Source organism: Candidatus Enterococcus ikei (assembly GCF_017316105.1).
Classification (GTDB): Bacteria; Bacillota; Bacilli; order Lactobacillales; family Enterococcaceae; genus Enterococcus_L; species Enterococcus_L ikei.
In genome coordinates, this window is record NZ_JAFLWD010000002.1 from 38,958 (window position 1) to 54,710 (window position 15,753).

Consider the following 15,753-nt stretch of genomic DNA (forward strand, 5'->3'; position numbering starts at 1 on the left):
GCAAGTCTTTTGACTAATTTTATAAAATAATTCTTCCTTTACAGTTGAGTATTTAGTAGTTTTTTACTGATTTTTAAACTAAAAATAAGAACTTTCTTTACTTAGCTTGTCATATTCCTTGGCTCTCACTCATTTCATGGTAAAATAAGCATAGAAAGAGAGGCGATTAAAATGAAACAACGAATCACAGGCGCTTTGACGATAACTGGACTTTATTTGATTATTGCAAATGTTGGTAACTTCTTTTTTGGAGTGAGCAGACGTTTTGACTGGACTACTACTTTATGGGAAGCAGCATTTTTCTTCGTATTTATCTTTCTATTATTAGGTTACCGCAATAATCACAAAAAGTGATACCAAAAAAATTAAGGTATACTTTTTTATTCTGTAATTACTGAAGGGAGTATTCTGCTTTTATGTCTACAAATATGTCTATAAAAAAATTAAGCCTCACTACGATTCTTTTATACGGGCTTGTATTTTTCTCACCATTTATTTTCAGACCATTTTCACCTGATATCGTAATTGGTGGTACAACATTTGTCTATATTCTTGGTGCCTATTTGATGGTCTGGCTTTTTTTAAAAAATAAAAACTCTGCTGTCACTATAGTTGAAAAAGAGGCAAAACTAACATCACCTGTTTTTGGTTGGCTGCTTGGTATTAGTGGTATTTTTATAGCCATGATTCTTCAAGCCATTGTATTTAGTATCGAAACAGCTATTACAGGAGAAAAGCCTAGTTCACAAAATACACAAAATATTATTGCTGTTATTTTGGCGAATCCATTATTTATCTTGGCAACCACGATTGGCGGACCTATTATGGAAGAATTTGTTTTTCGTCGTTCGTTGATTGGCTTAACAGAAACTTATACAGGTTTTTGGTTTGCCGCTATCATTAGTTCTTCTTTATTTTCTGTTATCCATCAAGATGGTCATTTCTTTGTTTATTTTTTCATGGGCTTCTTCTTTGCTCTACTATATAAAATGACTGGAAAAATTTGGACCTCTATCATCGCCCATTGCGGAATGAACACAGTTGTTGTCATCGCTCAATTAATCATGCATTATGGAAATATTCAATTACCTAAATAAAACAAAAAATGCCTATGATTATATTTCTAGCTAGAGAATGTAATCATAGGCGTTTTTTATTATTCTTTTTCGTCTTCTATTTCAGTGTCGATCAATTCATTATCGTGGTGTAAAAAGTAAATCAATGTTTGCAATTCGTTCGTCAAATCTACATTTTGAATCAAAACGTCTGTTGGTGCGACTAAACGAGCAGCTGTAAAGTTCAAGATGCCTTTGACACCAGCATCAGCCAATTGGCTTACTACTTCTTGTGCTTTTCTAGCTGGCAAAGTCAAAATCGCCACTTCGATTTGCTGTATACGAATTTGTTCCATCATATCGCTCATTGGATAAACTGGAATTCCGTCGACAATTCTACCAACAATGTCGTCGTTCACATCAAATGCACAACTTACCCGAATGCTGTTACTTTGATGGAATTTATATTTCAGTAAGGCACTTCCTAAGTTCCCTACACCGATCAAAGCTACATTAGTAAGTTCATCATCATTCAATGTTTTCGCAAAGAAATTCATCAAATTCTCTACATCGTAGCCATAACCACGTTTGCCTAATTCGCCAAAATAAGAAAAATCTCGTCGAATCGTCGCGCTATCTACTTGCACTGCATCACTGAGCTCTGTAGATGAAACTTTATTTTTTCCTGCATCATGCAGAATTCTCAAATAACGATAATATAGGGGAAGGCGTCTTGCCGTTGCTTTTGGAATAATTTGGTCTTTCACAATCGTACCTCCAATACTCTAAATATAGACAAATATCCATCTCTCATGATATCAGTTATTCTAGATAAAAAGCAATCTTACAGCTCAGGAAAAGAAATATTTTTCAAAATTTTTAAAATAATTCTGAAAATTTCTGGATCCCACTCTAGTATAGGTGCTATTTTTAGTTAATTTATGCTACACTAAAGTCATTGAAATAGAAATGAGGATGCCCCATGATTTTACTCCAAGCAAACCAAATCGCCCGTTATTTCGGTGCAGACACTTTGTTTGAAAACATACAAATGGAGATCAGTACAAATAGCCGAATCGCTTTAGTCGGCCGTAATGGTGCTGGTAAATCTACCCTATTAAAAATAATCGCCGGAATTGACGCACCTGATGCCGGTACGATCGCTAAAAATAAAACAGCCAGCTTGGGATACTTAGCTCAAGATACTGGACTTGATTCTGATAAAACCGTTTGGGATGAAATGCTTGAAGCGTTTGTTGAAGTAATCACAATGGAAAAACGAATGCGTGAATTAGAGCTAATCATCAGTGAACTGTTGCCTGATGCTGTAAATTATGAATCTGTGATGAAAGAATATGATCGCTTGCAGCATGACTTTTCAGAAAAAAATGGTTATGGCTATGAGAATGAAATTCGATCTGTTTTACATGGTTTTGGTTTTAAAGAAGAATTTTACTCAAAACATATTAGTACTTTGTCCGGTGGTCAAAAAACTCGCTTGGCTTTAGCTCGCATGTTGCTACAAAAACCAGATATTCTAATTCTTGATGAACCAACTAACCACTTAGATATCGATACTCTTTCTTGGTTAGAGAATTATTTACCTAGTTATTCTGGTGCTCTTTTGATTGTCTCTCATGACCGTTACTTCTTAGATAAAGTTGTTACTGAAGTCTATGAAATCAGCCGTCATAAAATGCGTTATTATAAGGGAAATTACTCTAAATATTTAGAGTTAAAAGCAGAACAGTTAACCAGTGAGTGGAAAGCTTATGAAAAACAACAAACTGAAATCAATAAACTAGAAGATTTTGTTGCTCGCAACTTAGTTAGAGCATCAACAACCAAACGAGCGCAAAGTCGCCGAAAAACATTGGAAAAAATGGATCGCCTCGATCGACCTCAAGGAGATGAAAAATCAGCGAACTTCCTATTTGCCATTGAAAAGACATCTGGAAATGTTGTTTTACAAGTAGAAGATGCAGCAATTGGTTATGACTCTCGTGTTTTATCTGAGCCTGTCTCTTTAGATGTTCGCCGTCAAGAAGCAATTGCTTTAGTCGGACCTAATGGAATTGGAAAATCAACTTTACTAAAATCGATCATTGGAACGATTCCCTTCATTAAAGGCTCGGCAACACTTGGAACCAATGTTCAGATTGGTTATTATGATCAAGAGCAAGCCAACCTTCACGGAACTAAAACGGTTTTAGCGGAGCTTTGGGATGAACACCCTACTACACCTGAAAAAGATATTCGTAACATTTTAGGCAGCTTTTTATTTAGTGGAAACGATGTAGAAAAAACAATCCCTCTTTTGAGTGGTGGAGAAAAAGCTCGTGTTGCTCTTGCAAAATTATCGATGGATAAAGAAAACTTCTTGATCCTTGATGAACCGACTAACCATTTAGATATTGATAATAAAGAAGTGTTAGAAAATGCTTTGATCGATTATGAAGGAACTCTTTTATTTGTTTCACATGACCGTTATTTTATTAACCGAATCGCTACCAAAGTGATTGAGCTTTCTGAATCTGGAAGTAAACTGTACCTAGGTGATTATGATTACTATCTAGAGAAGAAAAAAGAAGAAGAAGAATTAGCAGCTTTGCTCGCTGAACAATCCTCGACAACGCAAATCGAAACAGCAAAACCAAAAAATGATTTCTACCAAAATAAAGAACAGCAAAAAATTTTACGCAATTTAACTCGAAAAATTACACAAATCGAAGAAAACTTAGCAACATTAGACACAACAATCGATCAGCTGGAACAATCGATGAGCGATCCAGCGTTAGTGGATGACCACATGAAATTAATGTCTCTAAATGAAGAATTAGAAACCCAGCGCAGTCATCAAGAAGAATTGCTGACGGAATGGGAAAATCTTAGTTTAGAGCTTGAAGAATTAGAAGAAAAGAATTAACGAAAGGCGGACGATCATGACCTCAAAACGTATGAATGTGACGAAACCAAAGTATCAGCAAATTGCTGTTGATGTCGCAGCTAAAATCGCTGATCAAACATTTACGGTCGGTGATAAAATCCATGCCCGGTCTACTCTTGCTAATAAATATAGCGTTTCTCCTGAAACAGCTCGCAAAGCAATCAGCGTGTTAGTTGATTTAGAAATCGTCCAAGCAAAGCACGGCAGCGGATTTTATGTTCATTCTATGGAAAAAGCCAAGCTTTTTGTTGATCAATACCAAGATGTTCAATCGATTCATGATTTAAAAGACGATCTGATCAGTAGTGTAAAAAAACAAAAAGAAGAATTAAGTCATTTCTCAGAAATATTAGATAAACTAGTTGATCAAACGAAACGTTTTGACTCTTTCAATCCGCTTAATCCTGTAACATTCACATTAACAAACGACGCTTCTCATCTCGAGATGACGATCAGCGAATTGAATTTATGGCAAAGTACATCTGCTACTTTGATTGCGATCAAACATGGCGATGAATTATTGGTATCACCTGGTCCATATGCCAAACTTACTGCTGGCGATACGATTTATTTTGTCGGTCATGAATCAACATTACAGCGAGTTCAGAATTTTTTCTATCCGAATTCATAATAAAAGAAGAACAATCAAACAGATTAATGTTTGACTGTTCTTCTTTTTTGATTCTCCCAACATGCCACGAATTTGACAAAGTGACTACACGATGTTAACCTAGAATGGTCACTTTTTTACAGAAAAGAAAATGATTTTCTTTACATGTCAATAAGTTTTAGCGCTGTAGCTGATAAAAATAGCGTTTGTAGCTATTTAGTTTTTGAAGGCTAGCCTTTCGAGAAAAAGACTAGATGAGCCTACTCAGCTTTTATTGTTATCTAGCTTTACGAGCTAGTCTCTCGGGATAAAGATAAAATCCGATTGTGGCAAAAAGCGCCACATTCTGATTTTCCTATTTTCCTGTCGAGACTGAACAAGCTCGTTCAGCTTTTATTATTATCTAGCTTTACGAGCTAGTCTCTCGGGATAAAGATAAAATCCAATTGTGGCAAAAAGCGCCACATTCTGATTTTCCTATTTTCCTGTCGAGACTGAACAAGCTTGTTCAGCTTTTAAAATAAGGAGGAATTTTGTTTTGCCCAAAGTAAAAGTCTCGCATTTAACAAAAATATTCGGTAAAAAGTCAAAGCAAGCACTGGATATGATCAAAGAAAATAAAGATAAAACCGAAATTTTGAAAAAAACTGGCGCAACTGTCGGTGTTTACGATGTGAATTTCGAAGTTGAAGAAGGTGAAATCTTTGTAATCATGGGTCTTTCTGGTAGTGGAAAATCAACGTTGATTCGTTTATTGAATCGCTTAATCGAACCAACTTCTGGAAATATTTTTATCGATAATCAAGACATCTCAAAATTAGACAAAGAAGGTCTTAGAGAAGTTCGTCGTAATAAGATGAGCATGGTTTTCCAAAATTTTGGTCTCTTCCCTCATCGCACGATCTTAGAAAACACAGAATATGGATTAGAAGTTCGTGGGGTTCCTAAAGAAGAACGTACTGCCAAAGCAGAACAAGCTTTAGAAAATTCAAGCTTACTAGCATTTAAAGATCAGTTTCCTAATCAGTTATCTGGTGGGATGCAACAACGTGTTGGGTTAGCTAGAGCCTTAGCAAATGATCCTGAGATTTTATTGATGGATGAAGCCTTTTCTGCTCTAGATCCATTGATTCGTCGGGAAATGCAAGATGAGTTAGTCGATTTACAAGAGAACGTGAAAAAGACGATCATCTTTATCACACATGATTTAAATGAAGCTTTACGTATTGGTGATCGCATCGCTTTAATGAAAGATGGTCAGATTATGCAAATCGGTACAGGTGAAGAAATTTTAACAAATCCAGCCAATGATTATGTTCGTACCTTCGTTGAAGATGTGGATCGTTCAAAAGTGTTAACTGCTCAAAATATCATGGTTCCTGCACTAACAACAAATATCGAAATCGATGGCCCAACGGTTGCATTAACTCGTATGCGCCAAGAAGAAGTCAGTATGCTTTTAGCGGTTGATAAAAAACGTCAATTAAAAGGTGTCGTTCGAGCAGAACGTGCTTTAGAAGCGCGTAAAGCAGGAAAACCATTAACTGACTATGTGGATACAGATATCACTTCAATCGACAAAGATATGCTCGTCAATGATATTTTCCCGATCATCTATGATTCACCTACGCCAGTTGCCGTAACAGACAACAATAAATTGCTTGGTGTTGTTATTCGAGGCAGCGTTCTTGAAGCATTAGCAGAAACAGAGGTGAATATCAATGAATAATTATCAATTACCAATAGCAAGTTGGGTCGAAACGATCACAGAATGGATGACGAATACTTTTTCAGGCGTTTTCAGTTTCTTCCAATCAACAGGTCAAAGTCTAATGGACGGAATCACTTCCCTATTAGTTGCGATTCCACCATTCCTATTTATCATTCTATTAACAGCCATTGCATTCTTTATTTCAAATAAGAAAATCGGTTTAAGTTTATTTACATTGATTGGTTTACTTTTCATTTATAACCAAAATTTATGGACTGATTTAATGAGTACCGTGACTTTAGTTTTACTATCGAGTGTAGTTTCTATTGTTATCGGTGTTCCACTTGGAATTTTAATGGCAAAAAGTAATAAAGCGCAAAGTATTATTACGCCTATTTTAGATTTCATGCAAACTATGCCAGGATTTGTTTATTTGATTCCTGCAGTTGCATTTTTCGGAATCGGTATGGTTCCCGGGGTCTTTGCCTCAGTAATTTTCGCATTACCACCTACCGTTCGTTTTACTAATCTTGGAATTCGCCAAGTACCAAAAGAATTGGTTGAAGCTTCTGATTCATTCGGTAGTACAGGCTGGCAAAAATTATTCAAACTTGAATTACCATTAGCTAAAAACACAATTATGGCGGGTGTCAACCAAACAACCATGCTTGCACTTTCTATGGTCGTTATCGCATCAATGATCGGAGCCCCAGGTCTTGGTCGCGGCGTTCTTTCTGCCTTACAACGTGCCCAAGTCGGGAACGGTTTTGTTAACGGTGTTGCTCTAGTTATTCTAGCGATCATTATCGATCGTTTTACTCAAAATTTAAATAAGAAAAAAACAGCTCCAGCAAAATCAAAATTTTCTAAAAAACAAAAAATCGGTGGAACTGCGATTGCCGTTGTAGCAATCATCGCCTTGATTGGTGGTTCTACGCTTTTCACTTCTGCTAAAAATGAAGAAAAAAATATTTCACTTTCTTATGTAGAATGGGACACAGAAGTTGCTTCCACTCATGTAGTTGGTGAAGTTTTGAAAGATATTGGCTATAACGTATCTTTAACACCTTTAGATAATGCTATTATGTGGGAGTCAATCTCAAAAGGTGAAACAGATGCAATGGTTGCGGCCTGGCTTCCTGGTACTCACGGTGAGCAATACAAACAATACAAAGATAAAGTGGAAGACTTAGGTGAAAATCTAAAAGGTGCAAAACTTGGCATCGTTGTTCCTCAATATATGGATGTTAACTCGATTGAAGATTTAAAAAATCAAGCGGGTAAAAAAATCACTGGGATCGAACCTGGTGCTGGTGTTGTAGCTGCTGCTGAAAAAACGCAAAAAGCGTATAACAACTTATCTGATTGGTCTGTTGAAACCTCTTCTTCTGGTGCGATGACTGTCGCTCTTGGACAAGCTATCAAAAATAAAGAAGAGATTGTTATTACTGGTTGGTCTCCTCACTGGATGTTTGCTAAATATGATCTTAAATATTTAGAAGATCCAAAAGGTACTATGGGAACTGAAGAAGCAATTCATACAATGGCTAGAAAAGGATTAGAAAAAGAAAATCCTGAAGCTTATAATGTATTGAAAAACTTCCATTGGACAAAAGAAGACATGGAATCAGTTATGTTAGAAATCAACAATGGAACAGAACCAGCACAAGCTGCTAGAGACTGGATCAACAGTCATTCAAAAGAAGTTGCTGAGTGGAAAAAATAATGAAAAGTGCTGACCGTAAAAATTACTGTCAGCACTTTTTTTATTATGTGTAAGGGACAATCCGCAAATTTCCTTGAAAATATTCAGCAACAAATATCCTTGAAGGATCTGTATAATTTTGTTTTGCCATTTCCTCCATCAGCCATTCTTTATTTTTATTGATATCTTCCAATGCATCTTCTATTACTAAACCATCTGTAATTAAATACAATCCACGATTAGGATCGCCTTTACGCACAATCGTCAAATCACCGTTTTGCTCTAATTGCACACGTTTGACTTCTGTAATGGTATTAACATCATGCAATCTAAGCATCGTCCCAAAATCATGTGCCGATAAATTTGCTTGTTTAAAATTTTCTGGAATCATCTGTCCTTTATCAATCAAAATAATCGGTTGTCCATCCACTATTTTTTTAATTTCTGGATTCCTTAACTTGGCAATCCTCAACACAGTAACCAACGTTCCCCAAATTAGTAGCACGATCAAAAATTGTAAAACAGTGATCTGAGAGTTGTAGATCACGCCCCCAATAATTCCACCTAAAACATAGTTTTGTATTTGATCTGCAGCACTTTTGGGTGCTAAATTCCCTTTTCCTGAAATATTGATAAAAATAATCAAACATAATAAGCCAATCGTTAACTTTAAGCCAACATCAAAATATGGAAACATTAATTTGTACCTCCTATATCAACGGTTTGAAATTCCTCTTGATTTTTCACTTCGATTTCTTGAATAAGATAGGATGATTTGTCATCTGACATACGAATCAAATAAAATTTTCCTTCCACTTCAACAACAGGATCAACAGTTAAATCCGTACGATTCATTTTTAATTTACTGGGTTCAACATCCATTGACTTTGCTACAGACTGTAACGTTCCAATCATTTGCGCATACTGATTGTCACTGGCTTCAGCATTGTAATAGGTATTTAATTGTATACCTCCTAATAGTAATAAAATCACAATAATCAAAATGCCGATTTCTTTAAATTTGTAATCAAGTCGCTTACGAACCCAAAAAAAGCCCATCACGAGTAAAATCAAAAATAATCCCGCCATGATTGCCCATTGGATTTTGTTTACCGCATGTGTTTGCTCAAGCAGATAATCATAGGTATAAAACTGCACTTCCCCTCACTCCTTACTCTGTGTCTCATTAAATCGTACTATAAAATCACTGAAACATAAAATAAAAACCTAAAACGTTTTTGGACAAAAAAATACCGCTCGGCTGGGTGACCGAGCGGAAAAGGAGTTCTTTTTACTTGAGGAGTAAAAATGAAAAAGTGTTTTGTTTGGGTTTGTTATTGGGTATGTATCTATAATAGCCTGAAGATTTGAAGAAACTATGCCTAAATCATTTAGGTTTTCTATAGAATATTTAAGAAAAAGTAAATATATTTTTTATAAAAAAAGTCAATAACGACGTCTGGCTAGTTAGCTCAGCATCATTATTGACTTATCTTTTTTTATTTTGGTGTCACAAAAGCTAAGGTATTTGCTGTATCTTTATCGATTACTCTAAAAGAAACTACTCCTAAACCTGCAACATTCATTTCTGAGATTAAAATAGAACCATCTTCATAAACATGTTCGACAAAAGCTACATGTCCATAAGTTCCATCAGCACCTGCAACTGTCGGTTGGAAACTAACGGCTGTTCCTGCTTTAGGTTTACTAGAAACCTCATAGCCGTTGGCTTTACCTGTTGCACCCCAGTCCATTCCGTTACCCATCGTTGTTTCAACATAACCATCTAGTTGAACGATGCGGTTATAGACATATTGCGTACAGTTTCCTGCAGCATAAGCTTCTGAACCAGAATATGTTTCCCCTGTATACTCTTTAAAATCGCTATCTGGATGACTATCTGTAACAATGATTCCACTTGTTGAAGTAGATGGTTTTTCTTTGTCATATTCAGTCAAATCATATTCTTCGATAAAAGCATTCAGTTTTTGATCATAACTAGTATCTGTTGCATAAACCCCAGTTAAAGATTTTGTCGCTTCACGATAGCTTGTGGCATTTGATTTCCATGTACCTGAATAAATCGTTTTGTTTGAATCAATGTCTTCTTTCATTAACTTAGCATAATCCTCAAACGATTCTTTGTATCCAGGATACTTTTTGAAAGAAGCATCGATCGTATACCAGTTACCTGAACCATCATCTTCTTGTGTAGAAAAGACAACTTTTTCGCCTTTATACTCGCCTTTGATCCCAAAAAGATTATGGTAAGGTTGTTGGCTTAAATCACTATTGCCAGAACCTGTTTCCAAAATCGCTTGAGCAATCATAACAGAAGCATACAAATCATTTTTTTGACCTACAGCACGCGCTTTTTCACCGATACGGCGAATAAACGTTTCTGTTGGTTCGTTTTTTACAACCTTGATATCTTGATCCAATTGAGTTTCACTAGGCATATGGTCAACTGTTGGCTGTGCCGCTGGTTGTTGCTCTGGGATAGTTTCAATTGGAGCGCTTGGTTGTGGCGCTACTGGTACTTCCTCATGGCTGTTTGCAGGAGGGTGTACTTCTTCTGAAGGTTCTGTGCTAGTATTAGTTGACTCAGTTGTACCAGTTTCTGTCTCAGAAGTAGATGAATCCGTAGTCGGTGTAGTTTCTTCAGTTGAAGAAGTTCCCGTAGTCTCTGTTGTTCCTTCTTCGACAGTGCTTGATTCTGATTGTGTTAATTCATCTGCATGACTAATCACAGGGATTAAATTTACACTGAGCAATACACAAATCATCTGAAGTGATAATAATTTTCTTTTCATTCATTTTAGTTCCTCTCACATGTATTAAAGATTCAGATCTTTTCTTTGATTCTTAGAATCTATTACTCAACTTTTCAGGCCGATCCTCTTAGCTGACTAGCACATAGGACTCTTGTCATAATTTAAAAATACTGAAAATTACTTTGAGTAATTTCAATTTGTAAAGCATTTAAGTGTGAGAATAACATAAAACTCTCGCTATTCCAAGAGTTCTTTGGATATTCTTCCATATATCCACCTGCCTTTTATCTCTAAAAATCGTTTTTAACCTTCTATAAGTTGAATTTATTTTACCATAAGTATGTGACAAAATCTTGTACTTGACTCAAAAGATTGGAAAGTTTCGAAAAAAATTCACGTTTTAAGCAAAAAAAAGAAGATTTTAGTGAGAAAAATCTCTTAATGGTAACAAATACTTGCCGCCGTTAAGAGATTTATTTTTTTTACTTCCGATACATCTTAAACTCAAGAAACAAGTCATTATATATTCCCAAATATTTCGCCCCTAAATCTTCATAAACTTCTAAATGTTTAATCACTTCATCACTTGGATAAAATTGTTCATCACTAGAAATCTCCTCAGGTAACAACTTCTTAGCTGCTTTGTTTGGTGTAGAATAACCAATATACTCTGCATTTTGAGCCGCATTTTCAGGCCGCAGCATAAAATTGATAAAGTCATAAGAGCCTTTAATATTTTTCGCAGTCTTAGGAATCACGATATTGTCAAACCAAAGATTTGAACCTTCTGATGGAATCACATAATGAAGATGCTCATTGCCATCAAGCATTTCAGCGGCTTCACCAGAAAAAGTTACAGCGGCAGCACTTTCTTCATTGATCATATACATTTTGATTTCATCTGCTACGATTGCTTTAACATTTGTTGTTAGCTTATTTAATTTGTCTGTTGCTTTGCGTAGTTCTTGGTTATTTTTGCTATTTAGCGAGTAACCTAAACTATTCAACGACAGGCCAAGAACTTCTCGTGCACCATCGATCAACATTACATTATCTTTTAATTCAGGTTTCCACAAATCATCCCAATGCTTGATTTCATCTTCACCAATGAATTTATCATTATAAATAATGCCTAATGTTCCCCAAAAATAAGGAATCGAGTATTTATTTTGCGGATCAAAATCAAGATTTAAAAAACGCTCATCGATCGTTTCTAGCCCTTTTAGCTTAGAGTGATCGATCGGCAATAGCATTTTCTCTTTCATCATTTTTTGAATCATATATTCAGATGGGATCGTAATATCGTAGGCCGTTCCACCTTGCTGGATTTTTGTAAACATCGCTTCATTTGAATCAAAGGTTTCATAATTGACCTTATACCCGGATTCTTTTTCAAATTTACGCAAGAGATCGGGATCGATATAATCACCCCAGTTATATATCGTTAACGTGTCCGCACCAGCCATTCCGCTAGATTTTTCCAACTGATGCACACCTAAAAAGAGAATTAAAATGATCGCTAAAATCCCGATAAGCAAAGACTGCAGTTTCTTCATTTCAGTTTAGCCACCTCACTTTGTTCTTGACGCATCTTTTTCAATTTTTTTGGCGTATTATCTTGGCTGATAAAATAGTAGCCAATCACCAAAATCATGGAGAAAATAAACACTAGCGTACTCAAAGCATTGATTTCTAAACTAATCCCTTGTCTTGCACGAGAATAAATTTCAACTGAAAGTGTTGAAAAACCATTTCCAGTAACAAAGAAGGTCACCGCAAAATCATCTAGTGAAAATGTAAAGGCCATAAAGTACCCGGCAATGATCCCTGGTGATAAAAATGGCAGAATAATATTCTTGATTACTTGTATATTATTAGCCCCCAAATCACGAGCTGCATCAACCATAGAATCATTCATTTCTTGCAATTTTGGCAAAACCATCAAAACCACAATTGGAATGCTAAAAGCAATATGAGATAACAAAACACTAGCAAAACCTAACTTGATAAAACCAACAGCTGTAAAGAAAATCAAGAAGCTTGCACCGATGATCACATCTGGTGAGACGAGCAAAATATTATTGAACCCCATTAAGGTTGTTCTTGTTTTTCTACGTCTCGTATAATAGATGCTCATTGCACCAAAGGTCCCAATGATCGTTGCTATAATTGCCGATAAAAAAGCCAATAAAAATGTATTCAACACAATGATCAACAATCGCGTATCTTCAAAAACCGCTGTATAATTTGCAAGGGTAAATCCAGTAAATCTATTCATCGTATCCGTATCATTAAACGAGTAAAAGATCAGATAAAAAATCGGCGCATACAATAAAGCAAAAACGATGATCAGATAAAGATGAGACCACTTAAATTTTTTCTTCGTCATTTCACACGCCCCTTTTTCTTCTTCTCACCTGTCAACAGCATCACAAGAAACATCGCAACGATCAAAACCACACCAATCGTTGAACCCATGCCCCAATTCTGTGTTACCATAAAATGCTCTTCAATCGCTGTTCCTAAAGTGATTACCCGATTCCCCCCAATAAGACGAGTCAGCATAAATAAAGAAAGAGAGGGAATAAAAACCGCTTGAACGCCACTTTTCACGCCATTCAATGACAGAGGAAAAATCACTCGCTGAAACGTTTCTACACTATTTGCCCCAAGGTCACGGCTAGCACTGATCAATGACGGATTCAGCTCTTCCAGTGCATTAAAAATCGGCAAAATCATAAAAGGAATTTCAATGTAGGTCGCCACAAATAGAAAACTAAAATCAGTAAACAAAATCTGATGAGGACCTATGCCAATAAAACTTAAAAACTGATTCACATTGCCATGAATACTAAAAATGCCTATAAACACATACGCTTTTAGTAAAAGATTCACCCAAGTCGGTAAAATCACCAACATTAGCCACAATTGCTTGTGCTTTAATTTTGTTAAGAAATAAGCTGTTGGATAACTGATTAAAAACGTAAATAAGGTGATCAAAAACGCATACCAAACCGAATTCAACGTCATACTCAAATAAGTACCAGAAGTAAAATACGTTTGATAATTCTCTAAAGTAAATTGCCCATTCATATCAAAAAACGATTGATAAATAATCATTAAAACAGGCGTAATCACAAATAATAATAGCCACATCACATAAGGAATCGAATAAATCCGACGCATTGTTTTCATTATTACTCCTCCTATTCTTCGTAGCTTTCTAGACGAGCATCAAAATCCTCTTCAGACTCATTGAAACGCATAACATGAATATCTTCTGGTTCAAAAAAGAGACCAACTTTAGCACCTTCTGTCGCTTTTCTAGTCGAATGGACCATCCACTCATTGTGATCTTCATCATAACAGATGATTTCATAGTGTACCCCACGAAATAATTGTGTATCTACTGTTACCACTAATTTTCCTTTATCCGCTGTGGTGATTGTCAAATCCTCTGGACGCAGCATGATTTCAACAGGTTCGGCTTGACGCATCCCACCATCCACACATTCAAATCGTTTCCCGACAAACTCAACTAAATTATCTTCAATCATCGTGCCATTGACAATATTACTTTCTCCTACAAAGTCCGCCACAAAATGATTGATTGGCTCATCATAAATATCTACCGGCGTACCACTTTGAACGATATGGCCTTTGTTCATGACAAAAATTTCATCACTCATTGCCAAGGCTTCCTCTTGATCATGGGTAACAAAAATAAAGGTAATGCCTAAACGCTGCTGCAACTCACGCAATTCATACTGCATATCTGTCCGCAACTTTAAATCTAAAGCTGATAAAGGCTCATCCAATAAAAGAACTTTTGGCTCATTGACAATAGCTCGGGCAATTGCGACACGCTGCCGCTGACCGCCGGACATTTCACTGATTTCTCTCGTTTCATAACCAGGCAACTGCACCATCCGCAAAGCATCTTTGACTTTCTTTTCAATTTCTTTTTTAGGAATTTTTTTGATTTTTAAGCCAAAAGCAACATTATCAAAAACATTCATATGAGGAAACAACGCGTAATCTTGAAAAACAGTGTTTACTTGTCGTTTATTAGCTGGAATATCATTGATTCGTTGACCATCAAAATAAATATCGCCTTCTGTAGCATCGGCAAAACCAGCTAAAATCCGCAAGATCGTTGTTTTCCCACATCCCGAAGGTCCTAATAAAGTATAAAATTTCCCCTGTTCGATTTCAAAACTAACTTTTTTCAATACTTTTTCATCATCATATTGTTTCACAACGTTTTCAAACGTAATAATATTTTTTTTCAATCATCGATACCTCCCTATAAAAGATGTTATAAATAAGATTCTGTTGCTACGATCAGCACTCGACTTTTTCCTTTTGAATGATTGATCAATTGATGAGGTTCAGCAGCTTGATAATACATTGCTTCCCCTTTTCTAGCAGAATAAGTCGTCTCACCTAGCAATAATGAAACAGAGCCATCAATCACATAGATAAATGTTTCTGATAAAGAAGGTTCGAATGTTTTATACTCCCCGTTTTTATCAAATGTCAAAACCACTGGTTCCATCTCTTTTTCATTTGATTCTGGGATCAGCCATTTTAATTCATAGCCATTTTCTTCATCATAATAAAGCGTGCTGTCTTCATCTTTGTATACGATCTTTTGTTCTAACGTTCGTTCACTAAAAAATTGTTCTGGTGTAATTCCTAACACTTCTAAAATATTAAAAAATGTTTCCATAGAAGGCGAGCTTAAATCCCGTTCTAACTGAGAAATATACCCTTTTGTCAGATCCGTTCGCTCACCAAGTTCTTCTTGGGTCAAGTTCTTTTGTACGCGTAAATTACGCAGTTTTTCACCAATTTCCATTTGACCACCCCATTTCACTTTATCAAAAAAACACTAAAAGTTTTCTAATACTAAACTACAAGTTTAATTTTACCTTTTCTAGTATACGAA

The 15,753-nt window shown here is 35.8% G+C and carries 15 protein-coding genes; 6 read left to right on the forward strand and 9 right to left on the reverse strand.

Annotated elements, in window-relative coordinates:
• Positions 1-171 precede the first annotated feature (171 nt).
• The gene (locus JZO69_RS00630; protein WP_010765555.1) at positions 172-354 is read left to right on the forward strand and encodes a hypothetical protein; all 183 of its coding nucleotides are present in this window, start codon (positions 172-174) and stop codon (positions 352-354) included.
• A gap of 74 nt (positions 355-428) precedes the next feature.
• On the forward strand, positions 429-1,097 hold the full coding sequence (locus tag JZO69_RS00635; RefSeq protein ID WP_207111019.1) for a CPBP family intramembrane glutamic endopeptidase: 669 nt from the start codon (positions 429-431) through the stop codon (positions 1,095-1,097).
• Positions 1,098-1,156: 59 nt separating this feature from the next.
• Here JZO69_RS00635 and JZO69_RS00640 read toward each other — a convergent pair whose 3' ends face one another.
• The gene (locus JZO69_RS00640) at positions 1,157-1,822 is read right to left on the reverse strand and encodes a redox-sensing transcriptional repressor Rex (protein WP_207110980.1); all 666 of its coding nucleotides are present in this window, start codon (positions 1,820-1,822) and stop codon (positions 1,157-1,159) included.
• A gap of 215 nt (positions 1,823-2,037) precedes the next feature.
• Between JZO69_RS00640 and JZO69_RS00645 the strand changes: the two genes are divergently transcribed.
• The 4 genes from JZO69_RS00645 to JZO69_RS00660 all read left to right on the forward strand — a co-directional run bounded on the left by JZO69_RS00645 (position 2,038) and on the right by JZO69_RS00660 (position 8,049).
• The gene (locus JZO69_RS00645; protein WP_207110981.1) at positions 2,038-3,981 is read left to right on the forward strand and encodes an ABC-F family ATP-binding cassette domain-containing protein; all 1,944 of its coding nucleotides are present in this window, start codon (positions 2,038-2,040) and stop codon (positions 3,979-3,981) included.
• A gap of 16 nt (positions 3,982-3,997) precedes the next feature.
• Positions 3,998-4,633, forward strand: a complete 636-nt coding sequence (locus JZO69_RS00650; protein ID WP_207110982.1) for a GntR family transcriptional regulator — start codon at positions 3,998-4,000, stop codon at positions 4,631-4,633.
• A 517-nt stretch (positions 4,634-5,150) separates the two neighbouring features.
• Positions 5,151-6,341 carry a quaternary amine ABC transporter ATP-binding protein gene (locus JZO69_RS00655; protein WP_207110983.1) on the forward strand — a complete coding sequence of 397 codons (1,191 nt, stop codon included), beginning with the start codon at positions 5,151-5,153 and terminating at the stop codon, positions 6,339-6,341.
• Positions 6,334-8,049 (forward strand): ABC transporter permease/substrate binding protein, encoded by a 1,716-nt coding sequence (locus JZO69_RS00660; protein WP_207110984.1) that lies wholly within the window; start codon positions 6,334-6,336, stop codon positions 8,047-8,049. The genes JZO69_RS00655 and JZO69_RS00660 overlap by 8 nt, the downstream gene beginning before the upstream one ends.
• A 43-nt stretch (positions 8,050-8,092) precedes the next feature.
• Here JZO69_RS00660 and JZO69_RS00665 read toward each other — a convergent pair whose 3' ends face one another.
• The 8 genes from JZO69_RS00665 to JZO69_RS00700 form a co-directional block, all read right to left on the reverse strand.
• Entirely contained in the window at positions 8,093-8,725 is a 633-nt protein-coding gene (locus JZO69_RS00665; protein ID WP_207110985.1) for a DUF421 domain-containing protein, read from the reverse strand.
• A complete protein-coding gene (locus JZO69_RS00670) occupies positions 8,725-9,186 on the reverse strand; it encodes a DUF3290 family protein (RefSeq protein WP_207110986.1) in 462 nt (153 codons plus the stop codon). Before JZO69_RS00670 ends, JZO69_RS00665 begins: the two co-directional genes overlap by 1 nt.
• Before the next feature lie 341 nt (positions 9,187-9,527).
• Positions 9,528-10,841 (reverse strand): glucosaminidase domain-containing protein, encoded by a 1,314-nt coding sequence (locus tag JZO69_RS00675; RefSeq protein WP_207110987.1) that lies wholly within the window; start codon positions 10,839-10,841, stop codon positions 9,528-9,530.
• Positions 10,842-11,284: 443 nt separating this feature from the next.
• The gene (locus tag JZO69_RS00680) at positions 11,285-12,358 is read right to left on the reverse strand and encodes an ABC transporter substrate-binding protein (RefSeq protein ID WP_207110988.1); all 1,074 of its coding nucleotides are present in this window, start codon (positions 12,356-12,358) and stop codon (positions 11,285-11,287) included.
• A complete protein-coding gene (locus tag JZO69_RS00685; protein WP_207110989.1) occupies positions 12,355-13,191 on the reverse strand; it encodes an ABC transporter permease in 837 nt (278 codons plus the stop codon). Before JZO69_RS00685 ends, JZO69_RS00680 begins: the two co-directional genes overlap by 4 nt.
• Complete coding sequence (locus JZO69_RS00690; protein ID WP_207110990.1) at positions 13,188-13,997, reverse strand: ABC transporter permease; 810 nt, start codon at positions 13,995-13,997, stop codon at positions 13,188-13,190. Before JZO69_RS00690 ends, JZO69_RS00685 begins: the two co-directional genes overlap by 4 nt.
• A gap of 11 nt (positions 13,998-14,008) precedes the next feature.
• On the reverse strand, positions 14,009-15,094 hold the full coding sequence (locus tag JZO69_RS00695) for an ABC transporter ATP-binding protein (protein WP_207110991.1): 1,086 nt from the start codon (positions 15,092-15,094) through the stop codon (positions 14,009-14,011).
• A 26-nt stretch (positions 15,095-15,120) separates the two neighbouring features.
• On the reverse strand, positions 15,121-15,663 hold the full coding sequence (locus JZO69_RS00700) for a helix-turn-helix domain-containing protein (protein WP_207110992.1): 543 nt from the start codon (positions 15,661-15,663) through the stop codon (positions 15,121-15,123).
• Positions 15,664-15,753 lie beyond the last annotated feature (90 nt).